This is a genomic window from Pantoea eucrina (genome assembly GCF_001691555.1).
Lineage (GTDB): Bacteria > Pseudomonadota > Gammaproteobacteria > Enterobacterales > Enterobacteriaceae > Pantoea > Pantoea borealis.
Genome location: NZ_MAYN01000008.1, coordinates 1,323,988 through 1,346,539 on the forward strand (window position 1 = coordinate 1,323,988; position 22,552 = coordinate 1,346,539).

The window sequence follows — 22,552 nt, forward strand, 5'->3', positions numbered from 1 at the left end:
AAAAGTGCGGGCATTTTATGTAACGCCGCCGCAAACGCCAAGTTTTGCCGTGTAAACTTTTGTCGGGTGAGGCAGCGGCGCACGTTTGTGCCGGTTCAGGGCCGGTTAATCAGCACCCGCCAGCGCCGCCGCTGGCGCACCAGCTGCCGGAAAAGCTGCAGCATATGCGGCAGCGTCAGGGCGGCGACCGCCTCAGGCGTCAGACACGGCCCGCCCGCTTCGCGCCGCAGCAGATCCTGCGCCACCTGCCGGTTAGCGTGCGGCTGGCAGCGTTCCTGCAGCGTCTGCTGCCACGCGCGCAGCGTTTCGTCGTTACTCTGGCTCAGCACCGTCTGCATATCCAGCAGAAAGCGCCGGCAGTGGATCAGCAGGCGTACCCAGGAAATATCCGGCGACTGCAGCGCAAACAGCAGCCCGTCCACATCGGCGCAGCGCTCATAGCGGGCCGTGACCACGTAGCCTGTCTGTTGCTCTACGCGCAGCCGCTGAAAAAAGCGCGGTGACAGAAACAGCCCCAGCGCCTGCAGTGCCGCCAGGCTGATGTCATCCGGTGCCATCAGGGGAATAAACAGCAGCAGCGCCTGGTCGCGGCCCTGACAGGCAACGGGCATAATGCCACGCCGCAGCGGAGGCGATGCAGCCGGCGTAGTCTGCCGCCTGAGCCTCGCCAGGCTCTGCGCGGCGTAGTGATTCAGATGCCGGTCATGCCCGCACCACGCCGCCTGCCAGCGCCGGGCTGACGCCGGATACAGCAGCTGAGACGGCAGCGTCTGCAGCAGCTGGCGGATAACAATGGCTGCGGGCTCAGGCGGGTCGCCCGCCTCATCCGCTGCGCTCAGCTGCGCCGTGATGGCCGGCAGCAGCTGCCAGGCCACGGCGGCGTCTGCCGGAATATCCAGCAGCAGCTGCCAGATCCCCTGCTGCTGCTGCCAGACGCCACGGCCACCCAGATGGCGCAGCTCTGCCAGCAGCGGCCGCAGACGCCGCTGGTACGCCATGCCGGCGCGGTCGGCAAGCGGCTGATAGCACGCCGGGCGCAGCAGCAGCGTCTCAGCTGGTTCAACCGGCAGCGCCTGAGGTAATGCGGCAGCGGTGCCGCCGGAGCCTGTGGCATCAGCCCGTATCGCACGCGGCGGAAACTGCCAGCGGACAGCTGCCGCCGGTACGTCTGCGGAAAACGCCCCGCGGCTGCAGCGCAGCGTAAATCCCTGCGTGATGCAGGTCAGGGCGTTGCTCAGCGGCTGCCGGGTCAGCAGGCGCATCCGCCCGGCCTGCGTCAGCTGCAGGATAGCCGATGCAAGGTCCGATGGCAGATGCGCTGCAGGCGCCTCTGCCGCTGCCCGCAGCCGCAGCTGACGCAGCGGCTTCTCCGCGCGGAAGTCGCGCTGCGCCAGCTGCAGGTAGTGCTGCTGCTGGCGCAGCGTAGTGTGCTGCACAGCCTGCAGGTGCTGCCAGACACGCTGCTCTATACGCCAGGCCTGCGCGGATGAGATCGCCGGCGCGCTGAAGCGCAGCGCAAGTAATGCGTGCCGGGTATCCTGCCACAGCCAGCTGACCTGCAGGGTGTCACACAGCTCCTCGCCGCGCAGCTGATGCAGCAGACCGCCTTCGGCCTCATCCAGCCAGTAGCTGCGCAGCAGAGTGACACTGTCACTAAAATTGTGAGAGTAAGGCGTCAGCAGCGTCAGCCAGAAAGCGTTATCACCCGGCAGCTCCAGCAGCGTGATCGCATCGTCGTCGGGCTGCTGTGGCACAACCGGCAGCGCCGGAACGCTGTCGCCCGGCAGGCCGCTGAACGCTGCGGCCAGACTCTCCAGTTCGTCCAGCGACTGCGGTCCGGAAAGCCAGAGCTGCATTGCAGGTGCCGTAAAGCGGGTCTGGTGAAACCGGCGCAGCGCGCGCTGCAAATCAGTGACGTTGTCACCAAAAGCCGCCCTGCTGCCGACGCGGAAACGCCTGAAGCGTTCTCCCAGCGGATGCAGCAGCGCCGCCTCGCTCAGCGCTTCGCTGTAGCACTGCAGCAGCTGATACTCCGCATCGATAACGGCGCACTCCTGGCGAATGGCGTCAGGCGTGAGCTTCGGAGCGAGCAGCATGTCCGCCAGCCGCGTGACGCCGCCTTCCAGCGCCGGGGCCGGCAGCTGAAAAAACCACGCGCTGCGGCTGAGCCGGGTGGTGGCGTTGACCTCGCCGCCCTGCTGCTGTACCCACGGCATCAGACGCTGGCTGCCACTGAAGCGCGCACTGTCGCAGAACAGCAGATGCTCGAGCAGATGTGCCAGTCCCGGCCAGCGATCGGGCTCATGCAGGCTGCCGGCCCCGACCTGCATCAGCGCCGCAGCTTCGCGGGCGTCAGGCTGGTGATACAGGTGGCAGCGCAGGCCGCTGGCCAGCGTCAGGGTACGCTGCATCATCAGAGACGCTGTTTGACAATCAGCGTGGAGTTGGCCCGGTTACGGAACTGCAGCTGGGCAATTTTGATATCGCTGCAGTTTGCCTCGCGCCGCGCCTCCAGGATCTGCCCGTGATGCGGTGATTTACTGCAGACCGGATCGGTATTGTCAGCATTACCGGTCAGCATATATGCCTGACAGCGGCAGCCGCCAAAATCTTTCTCTTTTTCATCGCAGGAGCGGCACGGCTCCGGCATCCAGTCAAAGCCGCGATAGCGGTTAAAACCAAAGGAGTCATACCAGATTGACTGCAGGCTCTGCGTCAGCACGGAAGGAAATTCAACCGGCAGCTGGCGCGCGCTGTGACAGGGTAACGCGGTGCCTTCCGGGGTTACGCTGAGGAAGATGGAGCCCCACCCACCCATACAGGGTTTAGGACGCTCTTCATAATAATCCGGCGTCACAAACAGCAGATTGGTCAGGTTGCCGCTCTCGCTCATGCGAGCCCGGTAGCGTGCCACCGTCTCTTCAGCGCGGGCGATCTGCTCCCGCGTGGGCAGCAGCCCCTCGCGGTTCAGGTGTGCCCAGCCGTAAAACTGGCAGGTTGCCAGCTCAACATCATCGGCATCCAGCTCAATGCAGAGATCGATAATTTTATCGATCTGATCGATGTTGTGGCGATGCAGCACAAAGTTCAGCACCATCGGGTAGCCATGCTTTTTCACTGCCCGCGCCATCTCAAGCTTTTGCTGAAACGCTTTTTGCGAGCCAGCCAGCGCGGCGTTGAGCGTCTCATCGCTGGCCTGAAAGCTGATCTGGATATGGTCCAGACCGGCGTCCGCAAAGGCGTCGAGCTTTTTCCCGGTCAGGCCAATGCCGGAGGTGATCAGGTTGGTGTAAAAGCCGAGATCGCGTGCGGCGCGGATCAGCTCAGGCAGATCTTTGCGTACCAGCGGCTCGCCGCCGGAGAAGCCGAGCTGTACGCTACCCATAGCGCGCGCCTGCCGGAAGACCTCAATCCACTGTTCGGTGGTCAGCTCTTTCTCCTGCTGCGCAAAATCGAGCGGATTAGAGCAGTACGGGCACTGCAGCGGGCAGCGATAGGTCAGCTCAGCCAGCAGCCAGAGCGGCGCATTAACGGCGGGTTTATTCGGGTTCACGACACTGGATCCATTTCTGTTCAACGGCTGACTGCAGGAAATCTTTCACGTCGTCACCGACGCCGCCGGCTTCGGGAAAACGGGCGTCAAGCGTGCGGACGATCGCTGCCACATCCTGCTTACCGGTCACCAGCTCCAGAATGGCCGCGGCTGTTTCATTCAGTTTCGCCATGCCTTCCGGGTAGAGCACGACGTGACTCTCCTGCGCGGCTTCCCACTGCAGACGATAGCCGCGCCGGAACGCGGGGATCAGGGTATCTTTCATGCGCTTACACCAGTCTTGTTGTATGCCAGGCCGCCCGATCGGTGACCGTATGATAAGGCGGACGCTGCAGCACGTAAGCCATTGTCATGGCGTCCAGCATTGTCCAGAGAATGTCGAGTTTAAACTGCAGGATCTCCAGCATGCGGTTCTGCTGTTCCGCGGTGGTAAAGACCTCCAGCGCCAGCGCCAGCCCGTGCTCAACGTCGCGGTTTGCCTGGCTCAGTCGGCTGCGGAAGTAAAAGTACCCTTCCTCTTTGATCCACGGATAGTGCTGCGGCCAGCTGTCGAGGCGTGACTGATGGATCTGCGGCGCAAACAGCTCGGTCAGCGAACTGCACGCCGCTTCCTGCCAGTTAGCGCGGCGGGCAAAATTGACATAGGCGTCAACGGCAAACCGCACGCCGGGCAGCACGTGCTGTTCCGACAGCAGCGCCTCGCGCGTCAGGCCCACCGCCTCACCCAGCTGCAGCCAGGCTTCAATGCCGCCCTCGCGATCGTGGCTGCCGTCGTGATCGAGAATACGCTGCACCCACTTGCGCCGCGTGGCCGGATCGGGGCAGTTGGCCATGATCGCGGCATCTTTCAGCGGAATGGTGGTCTGGTAATAGAAACGGTTCGCGACCCAGCCCTGGATCTGCTCGCGCGTTGCCTCACCGTTATGCATCGCTTTATGGTAAGGGTGATGAATATGGTAGTAAGCGCCTTTGGCGCGCAGCGCCTGTTCAAACGCCTCGGGGGTCAGAGCGTCGGTGATCACGATGCGGACTCCTGCAGATGGATCGCCATCCCGTCCTGGCTCACTTCAATGCCCTGCTGCGTCAGAAACTGGCGCTGCGGCGAGTGTTCGTCAAGGATCGGATTGGTGTTATTAATATGAATAAGGATTTTGCGCTTTGCCGGCAGCGCGGCCAGCAGCGCCATCAGACCCTGCTCTTCGGCCAGCGCCAGATGGCCCATTGCCCGTCCGGTATTTTTGCCAACGCCGGTGGTCAGCAGTTCATCATCCTGCCAGACGGTGCCGTCAATCAGCAGGCAGTCCGCTTTCTGCAGCCACGGCATGATCACCGCATCCGGCTCGCCCAGACCCGGCGCGTAGAGAAGCGTCTGTCCGCTGGCGCGATTTTCAATAAACAGCGCCACGTTGTGCCCTGGCAGTGGCCGGTCGCGGTACGGGGAATAAGGGGGAGCGTTGCTGAGGATCGGGATCGCGGTAAACTGCAGATCGGGACACACCGCCACGCTGAACGGCTCAAGCGGCGTCACTCCGTGATGCGTCAGGCCGCCGTTCCAGTGCTGCAGCATCGTAAAAACAGGAAAACCGCTGGTGAGATCGGCATGAACTTCAGGCGTGCACCAGACCTGATGCGGGCAGCCTTCACGCAGGCTGAGTAGCCCGGTGGTGTGGTCAATCTGGCTGTCCGTCAGAATAATACTGCCGATAGCGGTGCCGCGCAGCACCCCTTTTTTCACCAGCTCAGGTGTCTGCGCAATCTGCTGGCTGATGTCGGGAGAGGCGTTGCATAGCACCCACTCTTCCCCGTCATCACTGACAATAATAGAGGACTGGGTGCGCGCCTGCGCCTGGATTGTGCCGTTACGCAGGCCGCTGCAGTTGGCGCAGTTACAGTTCCACTGCGGAAAGCCACCGCCTGCCGCTGAACCGAGAACTTTAATAAACATGTGAAAGACCGAAGCAGAAAAAGAGAATGCCCGCACGAGCGGCGGGCAGAGAGTCTTAGCGGTTGGAGATGTACAGAGTCACTTCCAGGCCCAGACGCAGGTCAACAAACTCAGGTTTTTTCCACATAGTGTTCTTCCTCATCGATGAAAACGCAGAGCAGGCTCTGCCATAAATGCCGCTGGCGACTGCGGGCAGTACACCAGGCGCGGCGATGTTGCGCCAATGTCGCGCGGAGATCAACCCTGATTCATCAGGGAAACGCGGTTCAGGCCTGCCAGATCTGGCGCAGCACGCGCTGCCAGTTGCCCCACGCGAGCTGTTCAGTCAATGCCTGATCATAGCCGAGACTTTGCAATAGCGCATAGAGCCGCGGTAATCCGGTGACATCTTTTAACGCCGCCGGTACGCTGATGCCGTCAAAATCCGATCCCAGCGCCACATGATCGCGGCCCATAATAGCGATCAGATGCGCGGCGTGTTTAACAATTTCCGTCAGAGCCGTGCTGTCATCGCGCTTTCCGTCACCGCGCAGGAAGGCGTTACCGAAATTTATCCCCACCACGCCGCCGCTGTCGCGAATGGCGCGCAGCTGATCGTCGGTCAGATTACGCGGCTGCGCGCAGAGCGCGTGCGCGTTAGAGTGCGTGGCCACCAGCGGCAGCGTGCTGAGCCGCGCCGTCTGCCAGAACGCTTTTTCATTCATGTGCGAGACATCAATGACCATGCGCTGCTCACAGGCCAGCGCAATCAGCTGCCGGCCCTCTTCCGTCAGTCCGTCGCCGCTGTCGGGCGAACCGGGAAACGCGCCGGTAACGCCGTGACCAAAGCGGTTAGCGAGGTTCCAGAATGGCCCGATGCTGCGCACGCCGGCCTGATAAAACGCCTGCAGATCCGCTCCGGCGCCGTCGAAACCGTCGGCCCCTTCGATGTGAGCTACCAGCGCCAGCACGCCGTCGCGACGGCAGGCGGCGATCTCCTCCGCGTTCAGGCAGAGCCGGGCGCGCCCGGCGGATTCCGCCGCCAGCGTTTTCAGGATCGCAAGCTGCTGCCAGAGAATGGTGAGCGGCGGAAGCTGTTCCCGCGCACGCTCAGGTGCCACCTCGCTGAGATAGCCTGCCGGCGGCACAAACAGCGCAAACAGCCCGCCGCCAAAGCCGCCCTGCTGCATGCGCGGAAAGTCGAGATGCCCGGTTTCTGTACCGGAAAAAAACGCGCGCGCCGGATCGTCGCGATGGTGCAGCCAGAGCCGCAGTAACAGGTCGTTGTGACCGTCGAACGTAAGAAATGACATAGTCTGCCTGAACCGGAAAGTGTGGCGCTATGCTACGCGTCCGTACCGCTTTCGCCAACCTGTCCGTTTCGCACCCGTGGTTGTCCGCTACGCGCAGGCAGACGGCCGTTTGCCTGCGCCACACTACAGGCTCTGCCAAAGGAGACGACTATGCTGACTTACCCTGCTGATAAATATTACCCTGCCGCCGTGCTGCCGCTGGCCGATCGCCAGTGGCCGTCGCGCCAGCTCACTCACGCGCCGCGCTGGCTCTCAACAGACCTGCGCGACGGCAACCAGGCGCTGGCGGTGCCGATGGACAGCGCCCGCAAGCTGGCGTTCTGGCAGCTGCTGCTGCGCTGCGGCTTCAGTGAAATTGAAGTGGCCTTTCCCGCTGCGTCGCAGACCGACTATGCGTTTGTGCGGGAGCTGATCGAGGAAGATCGCATTCCGCCCCACGTCACCATTCAGGTGCTCACCCAGGCGCGCAGCGATCTGATCGATCGCACGTTTGAGGCGCTGACGGGGGTCCGGCAGGCGATTGTTCATCTTTACAACGCCACCGCCCCGCTGTTTCGCGAGCGCGTGTTCTGTCAGAGCAAAGCGGAAATTGTCGCCCTGGCGTGCAGCGCCGCCCGCCAGATCCGCGATCGCTGTGCCGCGCAGCCTGACACGGCGTGGACATTTCAGTATTCGCCGGAAACGTTCTGCTTTACCGAGCCGGACTTTGCGCTGGAAATCTGCGAAGCGGTGGCGGCGATCTGGCAGCCTGGCCCGCAGCGACCGATGATCATCAATCTGCCTGCCACGGTGGAGGTCAATACCCCCAACGTCTATGCCGATCAGATTGAATACTTCTGTCGCCACTTCAGCCAGCGTGCAGCGGTGACGATCAGCGTACATCCGCACAACGACCGTGGCACCGGCACCGCCTGCGCCGAGCTGGCGCTGCTGGCGGGCGCCGATCGCGTCGAGGGCTGCCTGTTTGGCAACGGCGAACGCACCGGCAACGTTGACCTGGTGACGCTGGCGCTGAATCTCTATACCCAGGGCGTGGCGCCGGGGCTTGATTTCAGCGACATGCAGCAGGTAGTGGAGACGGTAACGACCTGCAATCAGCTGCCGCTGCATCCGCGTCATCCTTATGCCGGTGAGCTGGTTTTCACCGCTTTTTCAGGCTCCCATCAGGACGCCATCCGCAAAGGCTTTGCCGAACGCACGGCGCGACAGGAAACCCGCTGGCAGATCCCCTACCTGCCGCTCGATCCGCGCGACATCGGCTGCAGCTATGAGGCGGTGATCCGGGTCAACAGCCAGTCGGGTAAAGGCGGCAGCGCCTGGCTGCTGGAGCAGAATCACGGGCTGCAGCTGCCGCGCGCGCTGCAGCAGAATTTCAGTCAGCGGGTGCAGCAGCAGACCGATACGCAAGGCGGCGAGATGACGCATCACGCGCTCTGGCAGCTGTTTTGCCACCACTACGGCCTGACGCAGCCGGCGCGCCAGCTTGAAACGGCAGAGAGCCAGAGCGATGAACGGGCAACGCGTCTCCGCCTGCAGTTTACGACAGCATCAGGTACACGCACGCTGAATGGCAGCGGCAACGGTCTGCTTTCGGCCGCCGTCAGCGCGCTGCAGCAGCACTACGGACGCGCGCTCGCCATTGAGGATTACCACGAACACACGCTGGGCAAACGCAGCGACAGCCGCTCGGTCGCCTATATCTGCTGTACCGACGCAAACGGCGGACGCGCCTGGGGTGTGGGAATCGACAGCGACGTGACGCGCGCCTCGCTGCAGGCGCTGCTTAATGCGGCGGACGCCTTTCTGCCGGCGGAAAGTAGCCCGCCGGTGAGACGCCCAGCACGCGACGAAACATCGCGCTGAACGCGCCCGGACTCTCATAGCCGAGGTCAAGCGCCACCCGCAATACGCTTTCGCCCTGCGCCAGCCGCATCAGCGCCTGGCTCAGCCGGGCGCGCCGCAGCCAGTCGCCAAAGCGCAGTCCGGTTTCGCGGCTGAAATGACGCGAGAGCGTGCGTTCCGCCACGCAGAGTTCGGCCGCCGCCTGCGCCAGCGTCCACGGCTCTCCTGCGCTCTGCCGGATGCGGGTACAGAGCGCCAGCAGGCGCGGACTTTGCGGCATCGGCAGGTCAAACGGCAGCACATTCATTACCCTGATCTCATCAAGGATCAGCTCATAAATGCGTTCGCTGCGGCTGCCGGGGGAGTAGTCGTCCGGCAGCGACAGCGCGCTTACGATCAGCTCACGCAGCAGCGCGGAGATCTGCACCACCTGACAGCTGGCCGGCAGGTCAGCGCGCGCCAGCGGATCGATAAACAGCGTGCGTGCAGCGACCTGACCGCCCGTCTGCAGCGCGTGCTGCGTGCCGGCGGGCAGCCAGACCCCGCGGCTGGGCGGCACCATCCAGCTGCCGTGCGCCGTCTCAACCCGTATCACGCCGCTCAGGGTGTGGATCAGCTGCGCACAGGTGTGATGGTGCCACGGCTCGCGGGCGCCGTGTGCGTAATCGTGCGCAAACGGTATCAGCGGGCGCCGGGAAAAATCGAAGCTTATCTGTTTACTCATCCCCGCGTTTCAGCCAGGCGTAGACAGAGGCCAGATCCTGCTCGCCGTAGCCCTCCTCCACCGCCTGCTGCCAGAGCTGCGCAATGTTCTCCAGCGCCGGCAGCCGGGTCTCTCCCGCCGCCTCCAGCGCCAGTTTTGCATCCTTCAGCGCCCAGGTAAGCTGCATCTGCGGGGTGTAGTCCTCGCTGGCAATGGCACCAAGCTTGACCTTAGCGTAAGGCGCCGCCAGCGGACCGCCCTCCAGCACCTGCCACAGATCGTCCGTGCTGAAACCAAACTGCTCTGCCAGTCGCGTGCTCTCTGCCAGGCTCTGCATCAGGCCAATCAGCCAGCTGTTCACCACCAGCTTCATGCGCGAGCTGGCACCCGCCTCGCCCAGCCACTGCGTGCCTTTGCCGATTGCGGCAAAGACCTGTTCGGCGTTCTCAGCCCGCGCGCGGTCGCCACTGGCCAGCACCAGAATCTGGGCGTTTTCTGCCGGCGCTTTGGTGCCGGAGACCGGCGCATCGATAACGTTGATATCAGGACGCGCCGCGGCGATCTGCGCGATCAGCGCGTCGGTCGCGGCCACGCCGATGGTGCCCATCTGTACCAGACTGGCATGCTGTTTCAGCACCGGCGCAATGCGCGCTGCCACGTCGCAGGTGGTATCCCCATCGGCCAGCATGGTAATGACCACATCCGCCTGCGCTGCGGCGTCTTCCGCGCTGTCGCTCAGCTGCAGGCCCGCCGCCTCCAGATCTTCCCCTTTAGCCCGGGTGCGGTTCCAGCCCTGCACGCGAAACCCTTTTTTCAGTAAGCTGGCGGCGAACGCGTGGCCCATCGCCCCCAGACCCAGTACGGCTACAACCGGTTGCTGATGCATTTTCTCTCCTGATGATGTGAGCACTGTTCTTTACAGTGACAGAAAGCGTAGTACGCCACCAGGGGTGTGGTGCAATGCGGTAACGTTTTCATCCTGCCGGCAACGGTCCGCACTATTTTTTACGCTTTTCAATCAAATGACATAACCGGTAACATACCTGCCACTGAGATCCTTTTGGTTCATTCCTTTTTCTGACGGTTTTCATTATGAACATTGCTTTACTGCGCCGGGCACTGCTGCTGCCGGCGCTGCTGCCGCTGCCGCTGCTCGCCGCAGAGGATGCAGCGCGTACGCTGGTGGTCAGCGCGGCACCCGCGGCCAGCGGCCTCTCTGAACTCGATACGCCCGCTGCGGTAAGCGTTGTCAGCGGCGAAGCTATGCGCTATGCCGCCCCGCGCGTCAACCTGTCGGAGAATCTTGCCGGCGTGCCTGGCCTGCAGATACTCAACCGGCAGAACTACGCCCAGGATCTGCAGCTCTCTGTACGCGGCTTTGGCTCGCGCTCAACGTTTGGCGTACGCGGCGTGCGCCTTTACGTCGACGGTATTCCCGCCACCATGCCCGACGGCCAGGGGCAGACATCCAATATCGATATCGGCTCGGTGGCGCACGTTGACGTCCTGCGCGGCCCTTTCTCGGCGCTGTATGGCAATGCATCAGGCGGCGTGATTAACGTTGAAACCGCCAGCGGTGAACAGCCTCCCGTACTGGAGGCGGGCAGCTGGTACGGCAGCTTTGGCAGCTGGCGCAACAGTGTAAAAGCCAGCGGCGCAACGGGCGACGGCACGCAGCCGGGCGATGTCAGCTACACCCTTTCCGCTTCGCGGTTTACCACCCACGGTTATCGCGACCACAGCGCCGCACAGAAAAATCTCGGTAACGCAAAGCTCGGCGTGCGCATTGATGAGGTGAGCACCCTGACGCTGCTGTTTAACAGCGTGCATCTGGAGGCGCAGGATCCGGGCGGCCTGACGGCCGCGCAGTGGCGCGATAATCCGCGTCAGGTCGCCAGCAACGTCTCTCTCTATAACGCCCGTAAAAGCGTGGATCAGACCCAGGCGGGCGTGCGCTATCAGCGCGAGATGGGCGAGCATGACGATCTGAGCCTGATGCTCTGGGCCGGCGAGCGTGAAACCACGCAGTATCAGTCCATTCCGGTTGTGGCGCAGAACAGAGCCGGCCATCCCGGCGGCGTGATTGCGCTGACGCGCCACTATCAGGGCATCGATACGCGCTGGACCCATCGCGACGCGCTGTTCAGCGTGCCGGTGACGCTGACCGGCGGTCTCGACTACGAGACCATGACGGAAAAACGCAAGGGCTACCGCAACTTTACCCCGGATGGCGCCCTGGGCGTGCAGGGTGAGCGGCGCCGTGATGAACGCAACCGGATCTGGAACCTCGATCCCTATCTGCAGAGCGCCTGGCAGCTGACGGACGCGTGGTCGCTGGATGCGGGCGTGCGCTTCAGCACGGTGAACTTTACCTCGGACGATCGCTACGTTACCGCCAGCGATCCGGACGACAGCGGCAGCCGTCGCTATCATCGCTGGCTGCCGGCCGCCGCGCTGAATTACGCTATCGATCCGGGCTGGAACGCTTACCTCTCCGCCGGCCGCGGCTTCGAGACCCCTACGCTGAATGAGCTCTCTTACCGCACCCGCGGCACAAGCGGCCTGAACCTGGGTCTGCAGCCCGCCACCAGCGAGACGCTGGAACTCGGCACGAAAAAGCGCCTCGGCAACGGCCTGCTCAGCGCCGCGCTGTTTCAGACTGACACCCGCAATGAGATTGTTTCAGCCGGCAGCTATGAAGGACGCTCAACCTATAAAAACGCCGGTGAGACGCGCCGCCGCGGCCTGGAGCTGGCGTTCGACCAGCAGATTGGCTATGACTGGCAGCTGAAAGCGGCATGGACGCTGCTGGACGCCCGTTACCGCACTAACGCCTGCGGTGACGAGAGCTGTCGCGGCCATCGTATTCCGGGGATTGCGCGTAACATGGCCTATGCGGGCGTGGCGTATGCGCCGGAACAGGGCTTTTACGCCGGCGCCGATGTGCGGTATCTGAGCGATATTGCGGCCAATGACGAGAACAGCGTGCGGGCGCCCGCTTACACGCTGGCGGGCCTGAACAGCGGTTACAAGTGGCAGATCAGCAACTGGACGCTGGATCTGTTTGGCCGCGTAGATAACCTGCTGGATCGCCACTATATTGGCTCGGTGATTGTGAACGAAAGTAACGGCCGCTACTACGAACCGGCGCCGGGCCGTAACTACAGCGCCGGCCTTAACGTGAGCTACGCCTTTAACTGACCGCCCGGTGCCTGACCCAATCAGGCACCGGCAGGCCTTACTGCGCCAGCAGCGCCAGCACCTCCGCGGTGCTGCCGGTTTCACCCAGCCGCGGGAAAATGCGCGCGACGCTGTTTTCATGCGTGTGCGCATCAAGGCAGGTCATGGCGTCGGTGGCCAGCGTCACGTTATAGCCGAGCGCATACGCCTCGCGCGCGGTCGACTCCACGCCAATACTGGTAGCAATGCCGCACACCACGACCTGCGTGACGCCGCGCTGCTGCAGCTGAGCGTGCAGATCGGTCTGATGAAATGCACCCCAGGTTTTTTTCGTAATGCAGATATCATCCGTTTCCGGCTGCATCTCCGGCACCAGATCTGCCCAGTCAGCGGGCAGTTCACCGTCGTGGCGCGGCATCTCATTGCGCCCCGGCGCACCGCCCGCGACGTTAACCCGTACGACCGGCAGATGGCGCGCGTGAAATGCGGTGACCAGTTCGCTGGCGCGCGCAATCACGTCGTCAGCGCTCAGCGGTGCCACCGGCAGACGGACAATGCCGTGCTGCAGGTCAATGACGATCAGGGCGGTGTGTGCATCAAGCGTGGTTAGTGCCATGGGGACTCCTCATAAATTCGTTAGCAGAGAGATAGTGTATCAGACTGTGGAAACGCAGCGGCGTGGCGAGCGGATTGCAGTAACTGTGCGGTTTATCGGCGGCAAACTGATACGCCTCGCCCGCCCGCAGCCGCTGCGCGCCCTGCTCCAGACCCAGCAGCAGCTCGCCCTCCAGCACCACCACCTGTTCAATGACCCCTGCCTCATGGGCAGAGGAGTGGCTCCGGGCGCCGCCGGCGAGCGTTACCTCAAGCAGATCAACACCCACCCGGGTATCAAACGGCAGCAGCGGGCGGACCTGCATCTGCGCGCTGGCCTCGCTGAATACCGTGGTGCTGGCTGAATGGGGCACGCTGCCGTGGATAAAGCGGGAGAAAGGCACGTTAAAGCCGGTCACGATCTTCCACAGCGTAGCCACCGTAGGGCTCGATTCACCGCGCTCAATCTGTCCCAGCATCGCTTTACTGACGCCGGTACGGGCGGCCGCCAGCGTCAGGCTCCAGCCGCGCTCCTGACGCAGCTGCTTCAGCGTCTGGCCTAACTCGTGTTGCAGATTATCCATATCGTCTCCTGAAAGCGTACCCTCCAGTGTATCACTTGTCGCAGCGGGACACGCGTGCCACAATGTGCGTTATAACGCACAACAGGACGTTTTCTATGCATCCGGCCGACACCCGCTCTCTCCCGTTTATTCCGCTGCTGGTCGCAGGATTTGTCGCCGTTCTGGTCGGCTACAGCAGCAGCGCCGCCATTATCTGGCAGGCGGCACAGGCGGCGGGAGCCACACCGGCGCAGATCGGCGGCTGGTTTACCATGCTGGGGCTGGCGATGGGGGTGGCCACGCTGACGCTGTCGCTGCGTACCCGCCTGCCGGTGATTGCGGCCTGGTCAACGCCGGGCGCGGCGCTGCTGGCGACCAGCGTGGAGGGGCTGAGTCTGAATGAGGTCACGGGCGTGTTTGTGGCGGTTAACCTGCTGATCCTGCTGAGCGGCGTGACCGGGGTGTTTGCCCGGCTGATGCGCTTTATTCCGCCCTCGCTCGCGGCAGCGATGCTGGCGGGCATTTTACTGCGCTACGGTATCGGCACGTTTACCGGTCTGGAGGGCAACGCCGCACTGTGCGGCACCATGTGCCTGGTCTGGCTGCTCTGTCGCCGCTGGCTGCCGCGCTACGCCATCATTCTGGCGCTGAGCGCCGGGACAGGCGTGACGCTGCTTCAGCAGAGCGTGACCCTGCCGCCGGACGCCTTCAGCTTCACCCTGCCGGCATTTGTGATGCCGCACTTTACGCTTGCCGCCCTGACCGGCGTGGCGCTGCCCTGTTTTCTCATTACCATGGCCTCGCAGAATGCGCCCGGTATTGCCACGCTGCAGGCGCACGGCTATCAGCCGCCGGTCTCGATGCTGACCAGCTGGACCGGTGCCATCGCGCTGCTCTGCTCGCCGTTTGGCGGCTTTTCGGTCTGCGTGGGCGCGATCTCAGCGGCTATCTGTATGAGCGATGAAGCTGACCCGGATCCGGCGCGTCGCTGGATCGCCGCCGTCTGTGCCGGGGGGTTCTACCTGCTGGCCGGGCTGTGCGGCGCGCTGATTGCGGCGCTGCTCGGCGCGCTGCCCGCCGTACTGATTGCGACGCTGGCGGGGCTTGCGCTGCTCACTACCCTCGCCGGCAGTTTGCAGCGCGCGCTGCAGGAGCCGGACCAGCGCGACAGCGCCATCATCACCGTGATGATCACCGCCAGCGGTATCTCCCTGGCCGGTATCGGCTCCGCCTTCTGGGGCATGGCGGGCGGCGTGCTGGCCCATCTCCTGCTGACCGCCCGTCGCCACGGTTAATTAGTAACCACTTTGTACAGGAGCCGGGGAAAAACAGCCCGTTTACCCCCTCTTTTCGCGCCTTTGATTTTCCGTATTTGGCTTAAGATCACTTTTACGCCATTAATACACGATATTTTGCACGTGACCTCCATCGATAAGGGCCAACGAGTGGCAAAAACTTTTCTGCGCAGCGGCAAGCTGGATTCGGTACTGGCTCTGGGTGAGAGCGGCCAGCCGGTGTGGATCTCCGCGCTGCAAATTCGCGAAACGCTGCGGCTGCGTCGTCAGGATGCGCTCGCCAGCTGTCTCGCTATTCCGCAAGCCAGCGACAGCGGCGATCGCCTTGACTGGTACGCCCCGCACGCGGGTAAAGTCAAATCCTGGCTCGCCGCCAGCGACAGCGAGCGCCGCCGGGCGCTGGAGCTGCTGACGCAGTATCAGCAGGCGCTGCAGGCGCTGAGCGAACGCGCGCGCGCGGCGGACAAGCCGGCGCTGCGCCTGTTTGGTGCGCTGCTGAGCAAAAGCTTTCAGTTTCCCGATCAGCAATATGTCTATCTGGTTGACGCTAAACCGGTGATCACCTTCTGGGGCTTTGTTGATCCGCAGGCGCGCACGCGCGATGACGCGCTTGCCTGCCTGCGCGACACGCTGGAGCTGACGCTGCCGGCGCTGGTCGCGGAACCTGAACTGCCCGTCACGCCGCCGCCGGCGGCTGAACCGGTTGCTGAGCCTGAGCCCGAGCCCGACACTAAACCTGAACCTGAAGCCGTTGCGGCGTCTGAGCCGGTATCGCCTGAAGCACCGCCGGTGCCAGAACCGGCAGCGGCTGTCCCGGCCCGCCGCCCGTCACGGCTGCGTCCGCTCGCCCTGCTGCTGCCGGCTGCAGCGGTGGCAGCCGGGGTAACGCTGTGGATGCAGCGCAGCGAAACGCCTGCGCCCGCGGCTGACCTGACTGCAGCCGTGGCCCCTGCGCCGGTTAGCGCACCGGTTCTGCCCGGCGTGCTGGTCAAAGCCGCGACGCTCTCCGCGACGCTGCCACAGCACGCCGCTGCGGCCATACCGGCACCAGCACCGGCGAACGCCGCTCCGCCTGAGATTGTGGCGGAACATACTGAAGCGGCAAAGGCGGACGACCTGATCATGACCACGGACGATGCCCGCCTCGGATCGGTGAAATTTATCGACGGCACCTGGCGCGTGACGCTGCGCCAGACCAACCTGCCCACCGGCAAACCACCCAGCCTGCGTTATAAAATCCGCAACGGCAAAGGCACCGCCTGGATCAGCCAGGGCGATAATATTCGCTGTAAAGCTGACATCACCGCCGCGATGACCAGCGCCGGAACCATGGTGGTGCGCAGCCGCTATACGGCCAGCTGCAGCGATAAGTCGCGCTATCGTATGCCGGAGCTGATATGTAAAGCGGGCGACGGCATTGCCAGCTGTAATGCACAGTATGGGGCCGAACAGGCCTTTCCGTTGACGATTAAGCGTGAGAGTAAGTAACCATGTTGGCTCCTCTGATTGATGACAAACAGAAAATCACGCTGATTGAAGCGAGCGGCGTACAGTTTCTCGACTTTGGCCTGCGTCTGCCCTCTGCACAGGCACGTCGCCAGTTTGTGCGCCAGACCGCTAATGGCCCGCTGCTGCGTCTGCACGTGGACGGCAATAACGGTAAATTCCTGCTCTACCCGGAAGAGGGAGGCGCGGCTGAAGTGGTGCGCCCGGAATCGGATGTCGCCCTCGCCGACTCCCTTGCCCTGCTGGCTAACCAGTGGCTGCCGCTGCCGGTACTGCGCTGCACCAGCGGCCGTCGCTTTATCGGCGGCCCCGACAACTGGGCGCGCGTCTGCCTCGCGCCGCTCAGCGAGCCGGATGCGGCTGGCCATACGCACCGTATTACCCTGGCTTTTGACACCCGACTGGTGCCGGAAGCTGAAGGTGGTGAACAGCTCGGACTGAGCGCGGCCGATGCGCAGAACGGCGTGAGTTTTGCACTGGCGTGGCACAACTATGAGCTGGGCGAGTTCCTCGACCTTACCTGGGTTGATGGCTGGCTGCGTGAAACTTTTGTGCAGCAGGCGATCGCGCTGGAGTCACGCGGGGAGCTGGCACTGACGCAGGCGCTGCGTGAATTTGAGTATCAGGCGCACTACCTCAATCTGCTGGAGCTGCTGGGTGAGCAGCTCGATCTGGCTGAGATCGCTATTCAGGCGGTGTCGCTGCAAACCCCGGCGGTGAATGTCGATATCATTCTCGACGTCGGCAACTCGCATACCTGCGGCATTCTGGTGGAAGATCACCCGGAAGAGAGCAACGGTCTGCGTCAGACCTATGAGATGCAGCTGCGCGATTTATCACAGCCGCACCGCGTTTATAATGAGCTGTTCGACAGCCGGCTGGAGTTCGCTGAGGCGCGCTTTGGTAAAGCGAGTTTCTCACTGCAGAGCGGGCGCGATAACGCATTTATGTGGCCCTCGCTGACCCGCGTGGGGCGCGAGGCGAGCCGTCTGGCGCTGCAGCGCGCCGGCACGGAAGGCAGCACCGGTATCTCCAGCCCGCGTCGCTATCTGTGGGATGAGGCGCGCTATCAGCCAGGCTGGCGCTTTAACGCGGGCGGTCAGAGCGAAGAGGCGCAGGCTATTGCGCTGCCCTTTACGCTGCTGATCAACGATGAGGGAGAGCCGCTGCAGTCGCTGCCGGAAGAGGATCGCCTGCCGGTGTTTTCTGCCAGCTACAGCCGCAGCGCGCTGATGACCTTTATGCTCTGCGAGCTGCTGGCGCAGGCGATGATGCAGATGAACAGCGTCGCACAGCGCCAGCGCATGCCGCAGAGCCAGGCGCCGCGCCAGCTGCGGCATGTGATCCTGACGCTGCCTTCTGCCATGCCAAAGCCGGAGCGGGAAATTTTCCGCCGCCGTATGCAGGAAGCGATCGCCCTGGTATGGCAGGCAGAGGGCTGGCATGCCGCCGCGCCCGCGCCGCGCCCGCTGCCGGATGTGCAGATGGAGTGGGACGAAGCCACCTGCGGCCAGATGGTGTGGCTGTTCAATGAAACGCAGGTGAATTTTGCCGGACGCGCAGAAGATTTCTTCAGCAGTATGGCGCGCCCCGATCGCCCGCGTGAGAGCGATGAACTGCCGGGCAAAAGCCTGCGCATCGCCTCGATCGATATCGGCGGCGGCACCACCGACCTCGCGATTACCCAGTACCGGCTGGATGATGGCCAGGGCAATAATGTGAAAATTACGCCGCGCCTGCTGTTTCGCGAAGGCTTTAAGGTTGCCGGCGATGACATTCTGCTGGATGTGATCCAGCTCTGGATCCTGCCGGCGCTGCAGCAGAGCCTGCAGAAAGCAGGCGTCACCCTGCCCGAACCGCTGATGCAGAAACTGTTTGGCCACGACAGCCGGATGGATGGACAGGCGACGCTGCGCCAGCAGGTCACGCTGCAGCTGTTTATCCCGCTGGCGCAGGCGGTGCTGGAGCGGTATGAGAACTGGGATCCGCTCGACAGCCACAGCGAAATCAACGCGCTGTTTGGCGAACTGGTGCCGCAGCAGCCGGCAGGCCCGGTGCTGGCGTTCGTCAATGGCGAAATTCAGCGCACGCTGGGCAGCGACAGCCGGTTTGATCTGCTGCAGGTGCCGCTGGTTGTCAGTATGGCGCAGCTGCACGGCGAATTTCTGCAGCACCGTATGGCTATCATTCCGGCGCTGCGCGCCATGTGCGAAGTGGTGTCACTCTATCAGTGTGATGTGCTGCTGCTTACCGGCCGGCCGTCGCGTTTCCCCGGCATTCAGGCGCTGGTGCGTCATCTGCAGCCGCTGCCGGGCAGTCGTATTCTGTCGCTGGAGGGGTATCACACCAGCGACTGGTATCCGTTTAATAAACAGGGCCGCATCGATAATCCGAAATCAACCGCGGCGGTGGGCGCGATGCTCTGCCTGCTGGCGCTCGATCTGCGTCTCAGCAGCTTCTGGTTCCGCGCCGGTGATTTTGAGCCCTATTCCACCATTCGCTATCTTGGCGTACTGGATGAAAATGCGACGCTCACCGATGATAATCTCTGTTACAGCGATATCGATCTCGATAGCAGCAGTTTTGCACTGGATCGCAAAAGCAGCTTTCGCATTCGCGGCAACGTCTGCCTGGGTTTTCGTCAGCTGGAGAACGACCGCTGGCCGGCGTCGCCGCTCTATAGCCTGAGCATCACCGACCCGCAGCTGGCGCGCAAAGTCGCGGGTGAAAGCGTGCTGCGTATCAAGCTGGCGGTACAGCCGGGACCGGACAATAACGGGCCGGAGCGGCTGATCCTCAGTGACGCGCGGCTGGATGATGGCACGCGGGTGCCGCCGGAGCAGCTGAGCCTGAAACTCAATACCCTTTCCGGCAGCGGCAATGCCAACGCGCAATACTGGATCGACAGCGGGAGCGTCTGTAAACGATGAGAACCACCAGAAAAACCACCGCCACCCCGGCTAAGCGCCTGAGCCTGCTGCGGGAAACGCTGGACAGCGCGCTCGGCTGGATCGATACCCATCAGCCGCATTCGCCGCGTCTTGCGCTGGAAGCCGATACGCTGCGCCTGCAGCTGCGCCGCGCGCGCGCTGAGAGCCACGCGCTGGCGCTGCAGCTGGCGCGCCCGGTTACGCTGGCGCTGTTTGGTCAGTCACAGGCGGGTAAAGTCTGGCTGCTGAGTGAAATGGTGGGCGACGCGCAGGGTCAGCTGATGACCCGGCTCAGCGACAAAGTGCTCAACTATTTTCAGCATATCAATCCCGGCAATCTCGATTTCGCTGCGGCCACGCGCTTCAGTCACCAGCGCGAAGCGCCCTCCGGCGCGTGGCCGGTAGAACTGACGCTGCTGAATGAAGCGGAGCTGATCCGCCTGCTGCTCGCCAGCGCCCGCATTGACAGTGATGCCGCGGATACCCGCGTCATTGAGACCACGCTGCAGCGCCTGCAGCGTCACCGGCAGAGCGAGCCACAGCCTGGCGCAGAGAGTGACGCGCTCATCACCCTGTGGGGGTGGAGCCGCCGTCATCATCGTCACGCGGAAGCGCTGGATCGCCATTTCTGGCCCCAGGCGGCCGAGCTGGCACCCTGGCTGAACGTCGATGACCGCGTGCAGCTTTATGCCCTGCTCTGGCCCAATCAGCCTGCCCTTAGCGACACGCTGCGTCCGCTGCTGCACCTGCTTCAGCAGCTGCGCCACGCGCCACGCGTGCTGGCTCCGCTTTCGCTGCTGGTGGATGATGCGCAGCTGCCAGCCGAAAAGCTCATCAGTCACGACGCCGATCTGCAGGAGATGATTGAGGTGTGCCCGGTCGTGGCCAACCGCAGCGGTAAGCCACAGCGGGTCGCGCTTGGTGAACTGGCGCTGCTGACGCTGGAGCTGACCATACCGCTGAGCTCCACGCCGCGTCAGGCGCTCTATGATGAGGCGGATATGCTGGATCTGCCTGCTCCCGGTACGCTCCCCGATCGCCAGCTGCAGGAGGAGCAGGCGCAACTGCGTCTGCGCAACCCGCTGCGTGCGCAACTGCTGGAGCAGAAGCGCGCCCTGCTGCCCGGTTTTTACGCCACGCGCCAGGGTATTGACCTGATGCTGATCTGTACCGCCGCCAGCCAGCGGCACGATGCGAATCCCGCGGCCAGCGCGCTGCGTGAATGGCAGATGCAGCAGAGCGTCACAGGCGGCAGTGAGAAGCCGCGCCTGATCTGGGCCATAACCCCTTATGACGCGCGCTATCAGGCGCAGCAAATCAATGTCGACGAGGCGGTACAGCGTCAGATCGGCCAGCCGGGTCAGAGCTGGGGTTCCATGCTGGCGCAGGATCGCGCCGGCGTCGATCGCATGAGCAGCTGGCTGCAGGAAGAGATGCAGCCCGAGGCGCGTCGCGACCGTCTGGCGCTGCAGACCGGGGCGCTGCAGCAGAAAGTTGCGGCCCGGCTACAGCCGTGGACAGAAGCCAGCGCCTCGCCCGAGCAGGCGCTGCGTAAACAGACCATCGCCGATACCCTGCTGAAATGTCTGCAGCACCGCACGGGTCTGCACGGCGAGCTGCTGGAGCGGCTGCAGCCGTCGCGCGATGCCGTGCGCCAGCTCTGGCTGAGTCAGAGCAGCGGCGCGGTAACGGCGCACAGCGGCAAACCCGCTGCAGAGCAAAGTTATTTCGGTATTGGCTTTGAATTTGATCTGTTCAGCGACGAGCCCGCGCCCGCCGGCGAACCGCAGCATACCAGCGTCCGCAGCGATCAGCAGTTCCCGCAGCAGGTCCTGACGCTGTGGCTGGCGCATCTGCGCCAGCTGCCCGAGAACCGCAGTCTGCTGACGCTGCTGAACGTCGACAAACCCGCTATGGAGCTGCTGACCGAGGAGCTGATTGTGGCCAGTTTCCGTCTTAAGCTGCTGACAAGGCTGCAGGCGGCGCTGAATGAGCCGGACAGCAGCACCCATGAAGCACGCACCGATCGTCAGGTTTCACGCGCCATGACGGTGCTGGGTGATTTTGTCGCCTGGCTCGGTTTTTTACAGCGCCCGGAGAGCGAGCGGCCTGAGAGTCGCGTGAATCGTGGCCAGACGATTTTTTCCCGCCCACCTGCGCCAAGCGTCAGCTTCTCGCCAGGCCAGCGCCTGACGCGCCTGACGGCTGCGCCCGCTAACCATACGGCGTTCTATATCTATGACTGGCTGGTCGGACTTAACCAGCTGATTGTGGAGAATAACGGCTACACGGGCGGCAGCGATCTGCCCTCCGGCGCGCGGCAGACGCTGTCGGTGCTGCTGCTGCCGCTGCACGCCTGATCAGCGCCAGACCAGGCGCAGCTCGCCATCCAGCAGCTGCGCCGCCTCCTCCAGCAGCGCCAGCACCGGCGCAAACTCCGCCTGCTGTGTAGCCTGCTCTGCATGCAACAGACAGAGCGTAGCCGGCAGCGCCATGCCGCCGGTCAGCCAGTCCCACAGCGCATCCAGGTTGGTGCCCGCGGCTGCGGGCGCACCGCTCTGCGCATTCAGCGCCTGATAAAACGCGGCGCGATCGCGCAGCGTGGCGAAATCGATATGCATAGTCAGCACGTTCAGTGCACCTTACTGAAACTGCGATAGTGATCGCGGGTGAGATAGATCAGTCCGTCGGATGAGTAGATCAGACGGTCAGCGCCGCGCCGCCCGCAGCGGTAATTGACGTCCGCCTCATACCACTGCCGTCCTGCCTGGCGCGGCAGCTGCTGTTCACGATTGCTGAAGCGGTCACCGCCGATGGCGTGCCCCGGCAGAACCTCGCACAGATTGCCTTTATCCGGTACCCAGCCCTGACGGCGCGCGGCCGCTTTGGTCAGGTAAAAATCAGGCAGACGCTGATGCTGCACCAGCCAGTCCGCAACGCGTTCGGCCTGCGTCAGTGCATCAATGGTGGCAGAGGAGGAAGGCGTGGAGTGGCCCGTCGTGGGACTGGCAGGGGGAGCGCTGAAGTGTGGCCGCAGCCCGGTCCAGCAAAAAATAACGATCAGCAGCAGGCCGATCCAGCGTAATGTTGCCATAGCGACGTTCCTGAAAAAAAGGAGGTCAGCATAGCAGATTCAGGCGGGAAATTGA

Annotated in this window: 19 protein-coding genes; 6 read left to right on the top strand and 13 right to left on the bottom strand. The window is 63.3% G+C overall.

The features are described 5' to 3' along the window. Positions 1-95: 95 nt before the first annotated feature. The 7 genes from pqqF to BBA90_RS12375 form a co-directional block, all read right to left on the bottom strand. A complete protein-coding gene (gene pqqF, locus BBA90_RS12350; protein WP_065649402.1) occupies positions 96-2,414 on the bottom strand; it encodes a pyrroloquinoline quinone biosynthesis protein PqqF in 2,319 nt (772 codons plus the stop codon). After that, complete coding sequence (gene pqqE / locus BBA90_RS12355; RefSeq protein WP_065649403.1) at positions 2,414-3,553, bottom strand: pyrroloquinoline quinone biosynthesis protein PqqE; 1,140 nt, start codon at positions 3,551-3,553, stop codon at positions 2,414-2,416. Before pqqE ends, pqqF begins: the two co-directional genes overlap by 1 nt. Further along, positions 3,540-3,818, bottom strand: a complete 279-nt coding sequence (gene pqqD, locus BBA90_RS12360; protein WP_065649404.1) for a pyrroloquinoline quinone biosynthesis peptide chaperone PqqD — start codon at positions 3,816-3,818, stop codon at positions 3,540-3,542. Before pqqD ends, pqqE begins: the two co-directional genes overlap by 14 nt. 4 nt (positions 3,819-3,822) lie before the next feature. After that, positions 3,823-4,578: a pyrroloquinoline-quinone synthase PqqC gene (pqqC, locus tag BBA90_RS12365; protein WP_065649405.1), complete on the bottom strand. Its 756-nt coding sequence runs from the start codon at positions 4,576-4,578 to the stop codon at positions 3,823-3,825. After that, the gene (gene pqqB / locus BBA90_RS12370; RefSeq protein ID WP_065649406.1) at positions 4,572-5,498 is read right to left on the bottom strand and encodes a pyrroloquinoline quinone biosynthesis protein PqqB; all 927 of its coding nucleotides are present in this window, start codon (positions 5,496-5,498) and stop codon (positions 4,572-4,574) included. Before pqqB ends, pqqC begins: the two co-directional genes overlap by 7 nt. Before the next feature lie 55 nt (positions 5,499-5,553). Continuing rightward, positions 5,554-5,625: a pyrroloquinoline quinone precursor peptide PqqA gene (gene pqqA, locus BBA90_RS18835; RefSeq protein ID WP_010617686.1), complete on the bottom strand. Its 72-nt coding sequence runs from the start codon at positions 5,623-5,625 to the stop codon at positions 5,554-5,556. 139 nt (positions 5,626-5,764) lie between these two features. Beyond that, positions 5,765-6,790 (bottom strand): dipeptidase, encoded by a 1,026-nt coding sequence (locus BBA90_RS12375; protein ID WP_065649407.1) that lies wholly within the window; start codon positions 6,788-6,790, stop codon positions 5,765-5,767. Positions 6,791-6,940: 150 nt separating this feature from the next. Between BBA90_RS12375 and leuA the strand changes: the two genes are divergently transcribed. After that, positions 6,941-8,653, top strand: coding sequence for a 2-isopropylmalate synthase (gene leuA, locus BBA90_RS12380; protein ID WP_065649408.1), 1,713 nt, complete (start codon positions 6,941-6,943; stop codon positions 8,651-8,653). On the opposite strand, the gene BBA90_RS12385 is transcribed toward leuA, so the two are convergent. After that, positions 8,574-9,356 (bottom strand): AraC family transcriptional regulator, encoded by a 783-nt coding sequence (locus BBA90_RS12385; protein WP_065649409.1) that lies wholly within the window; start codon positions 9,354-9,356, stop codon positions 8,574-8,576. The two genes, leuA and BBA90_RS12385, sit on opposite strands and share 80 nt — an antisense overlap. Beyond that, positions 9,349-10,221 carry an NAD(P)-dependent oxidoreductase gene (locus BBA90_RS12390; RefSeq protein WP_065649410.1) on the bottom strand — a complete coding sequence of 291 codons (873 nt, stop codon included), beginning with the start codon at positions 10,219-10,221 and terminating at the stop codon, positions 9,349-9,351. The genes BBA90_RS12385 and BBA90_RS12390 overlap by 8 nt, the downstream gene beginning before the upstream one ends. Before the next feature lie 206 nt (positions 10,222-10,427). On the opposite strand from BBA90_RS12390, the gene pqqU reads away from it, so the two are divergent. Further along, positions 10,428-12,536: a TonB-dependent receptor PqqU gene (gene pqqU, locus BBA90_RS12395; RefSeq protein WP_206099898.1), complete on the top strand. Its 2,109-nt coding sequence runs from the start codon at positions 10,428-10,430 to the stop codon at positions 12,534-12,536. A gap of 37 nt (positions 12,537-12,573) precedes the next feature. Here the strand turns inward: pqqU and BBA90_RS12400 are convergent, their stop codons facing one another. Together BBA90_RS12400 and BBA90_RS12405 are read right to left on the bottom strand one after the other, a co-directional pair. Further along, complete coding sequence (locus BBA90_RS12400; protein ID WP_065649411.1) at positions 12,574-13,131, bottom strand: isochorismatase family protein; 558 nt, start codon at positions 13,129-13,131, stop codon at positions 12,574-12,576. After that, positions 13,112-13,693 (bottom strand): helix-turn-helix domain-containing protein, encoded by a 582-nt coding sequence (locus BBA90_RS12405; protein WP_065649412.1) that lies wholly within the window; start codon positions 13,691-13,693, stop codon positions 13,112-13,114. Before BBA90_RS12405 ends, BBA90_RS12400 begins: the two co-directional genes overlap by 20 nt. A 95-nt stretch (positions 13,694-13,788) precedes the next feature. On the opposite strand from BBA90_RS12405, the gene BBA90_RS12410 reads away from it, so the two are divergent. The 4 genes from BBA90_RS12410 to BBA90_RS12425 all read left to right on the top strand — a co-directional run bounded on the left by BBA90_RS12410 (position 13,789) and on the right by BBA90_RS12425 (position 21,763). Beyond that, on the top strand, positions 13,789-14,967 hold the full coding sequence (locus BBA90_RS12410) for a benzoate/H(+) symporter BenE family transporter (protein ID WP_065649413.1): 1,179 nt from the start codon (positions 13,789-13,791) through the stop codon (positions 14,965-14,967). A gap of 150 nt (positions 14,968-15,117) precedes the next feature. After that, positions 15,118-16,455, top strand: a complete 1,338-nt coding sequence (locus tag BBA90_RS12415; protein ID WP_065649414.1) for an SrfA family protein — start codon at positions 15,118-15,120, stop codon at positions 16,453-16,455. 2 nt (positions 16,456-16,457) lie between these two features. Further along, positions 16,458-19,403, top strand: a complete 2,946-nt coding sequence (locus BBA90_RS12420) for a virulence factor SrfB (RefSeq protein ID WP_065649415.1) — start codon at positions 16,458-16,460, stop codon at positions 19,401-19,403. Further along, a complete protein-coding gene (locus BBA90_RS12425) occupies positions 19,400-21,763 on the top strand; it encodes a virulence factor SrfC family protein (protein ID WP_065649416.1) in 2,364 nt (787 codons plus the stop codon). The genes BBA90_RS12420 and BBA90_RS12425 overlap by 4 nt, the downstream gene beginning before the upstream one ends. Here the strand turns inward: BBA90_RS12425 and BBA90_RS12430 are convergent, their stop codons facing one another. Together BBA90_RS12430 and BBA90_RS12435 are read right to left on the bottom strand one after the other, a co-directional pair. After that, entirely contained in the window at positions 21,764-22,033 is a 270-nt protein-coding gene (locus BBA90_RS12430; RefSeq protein WP_430914190.1) for a barstar family protein, read from the bottom strand. A gap of 2 nt (positions 22,034-22,035) precedes the next feature. Continuing rightward, complete coding sequence (locus tag BBA90_RS12435) at positions 22,036-22,497, bottom strand: ribonuclease domain-containing protein (RefSeq protein ID WP_065649417.1); 462 nt, start codon at positions 22,495-22,497, stop codon at positions 22,036-22,038. Positions 22,498-22,552: the final 55 nt, after the last annotated feature.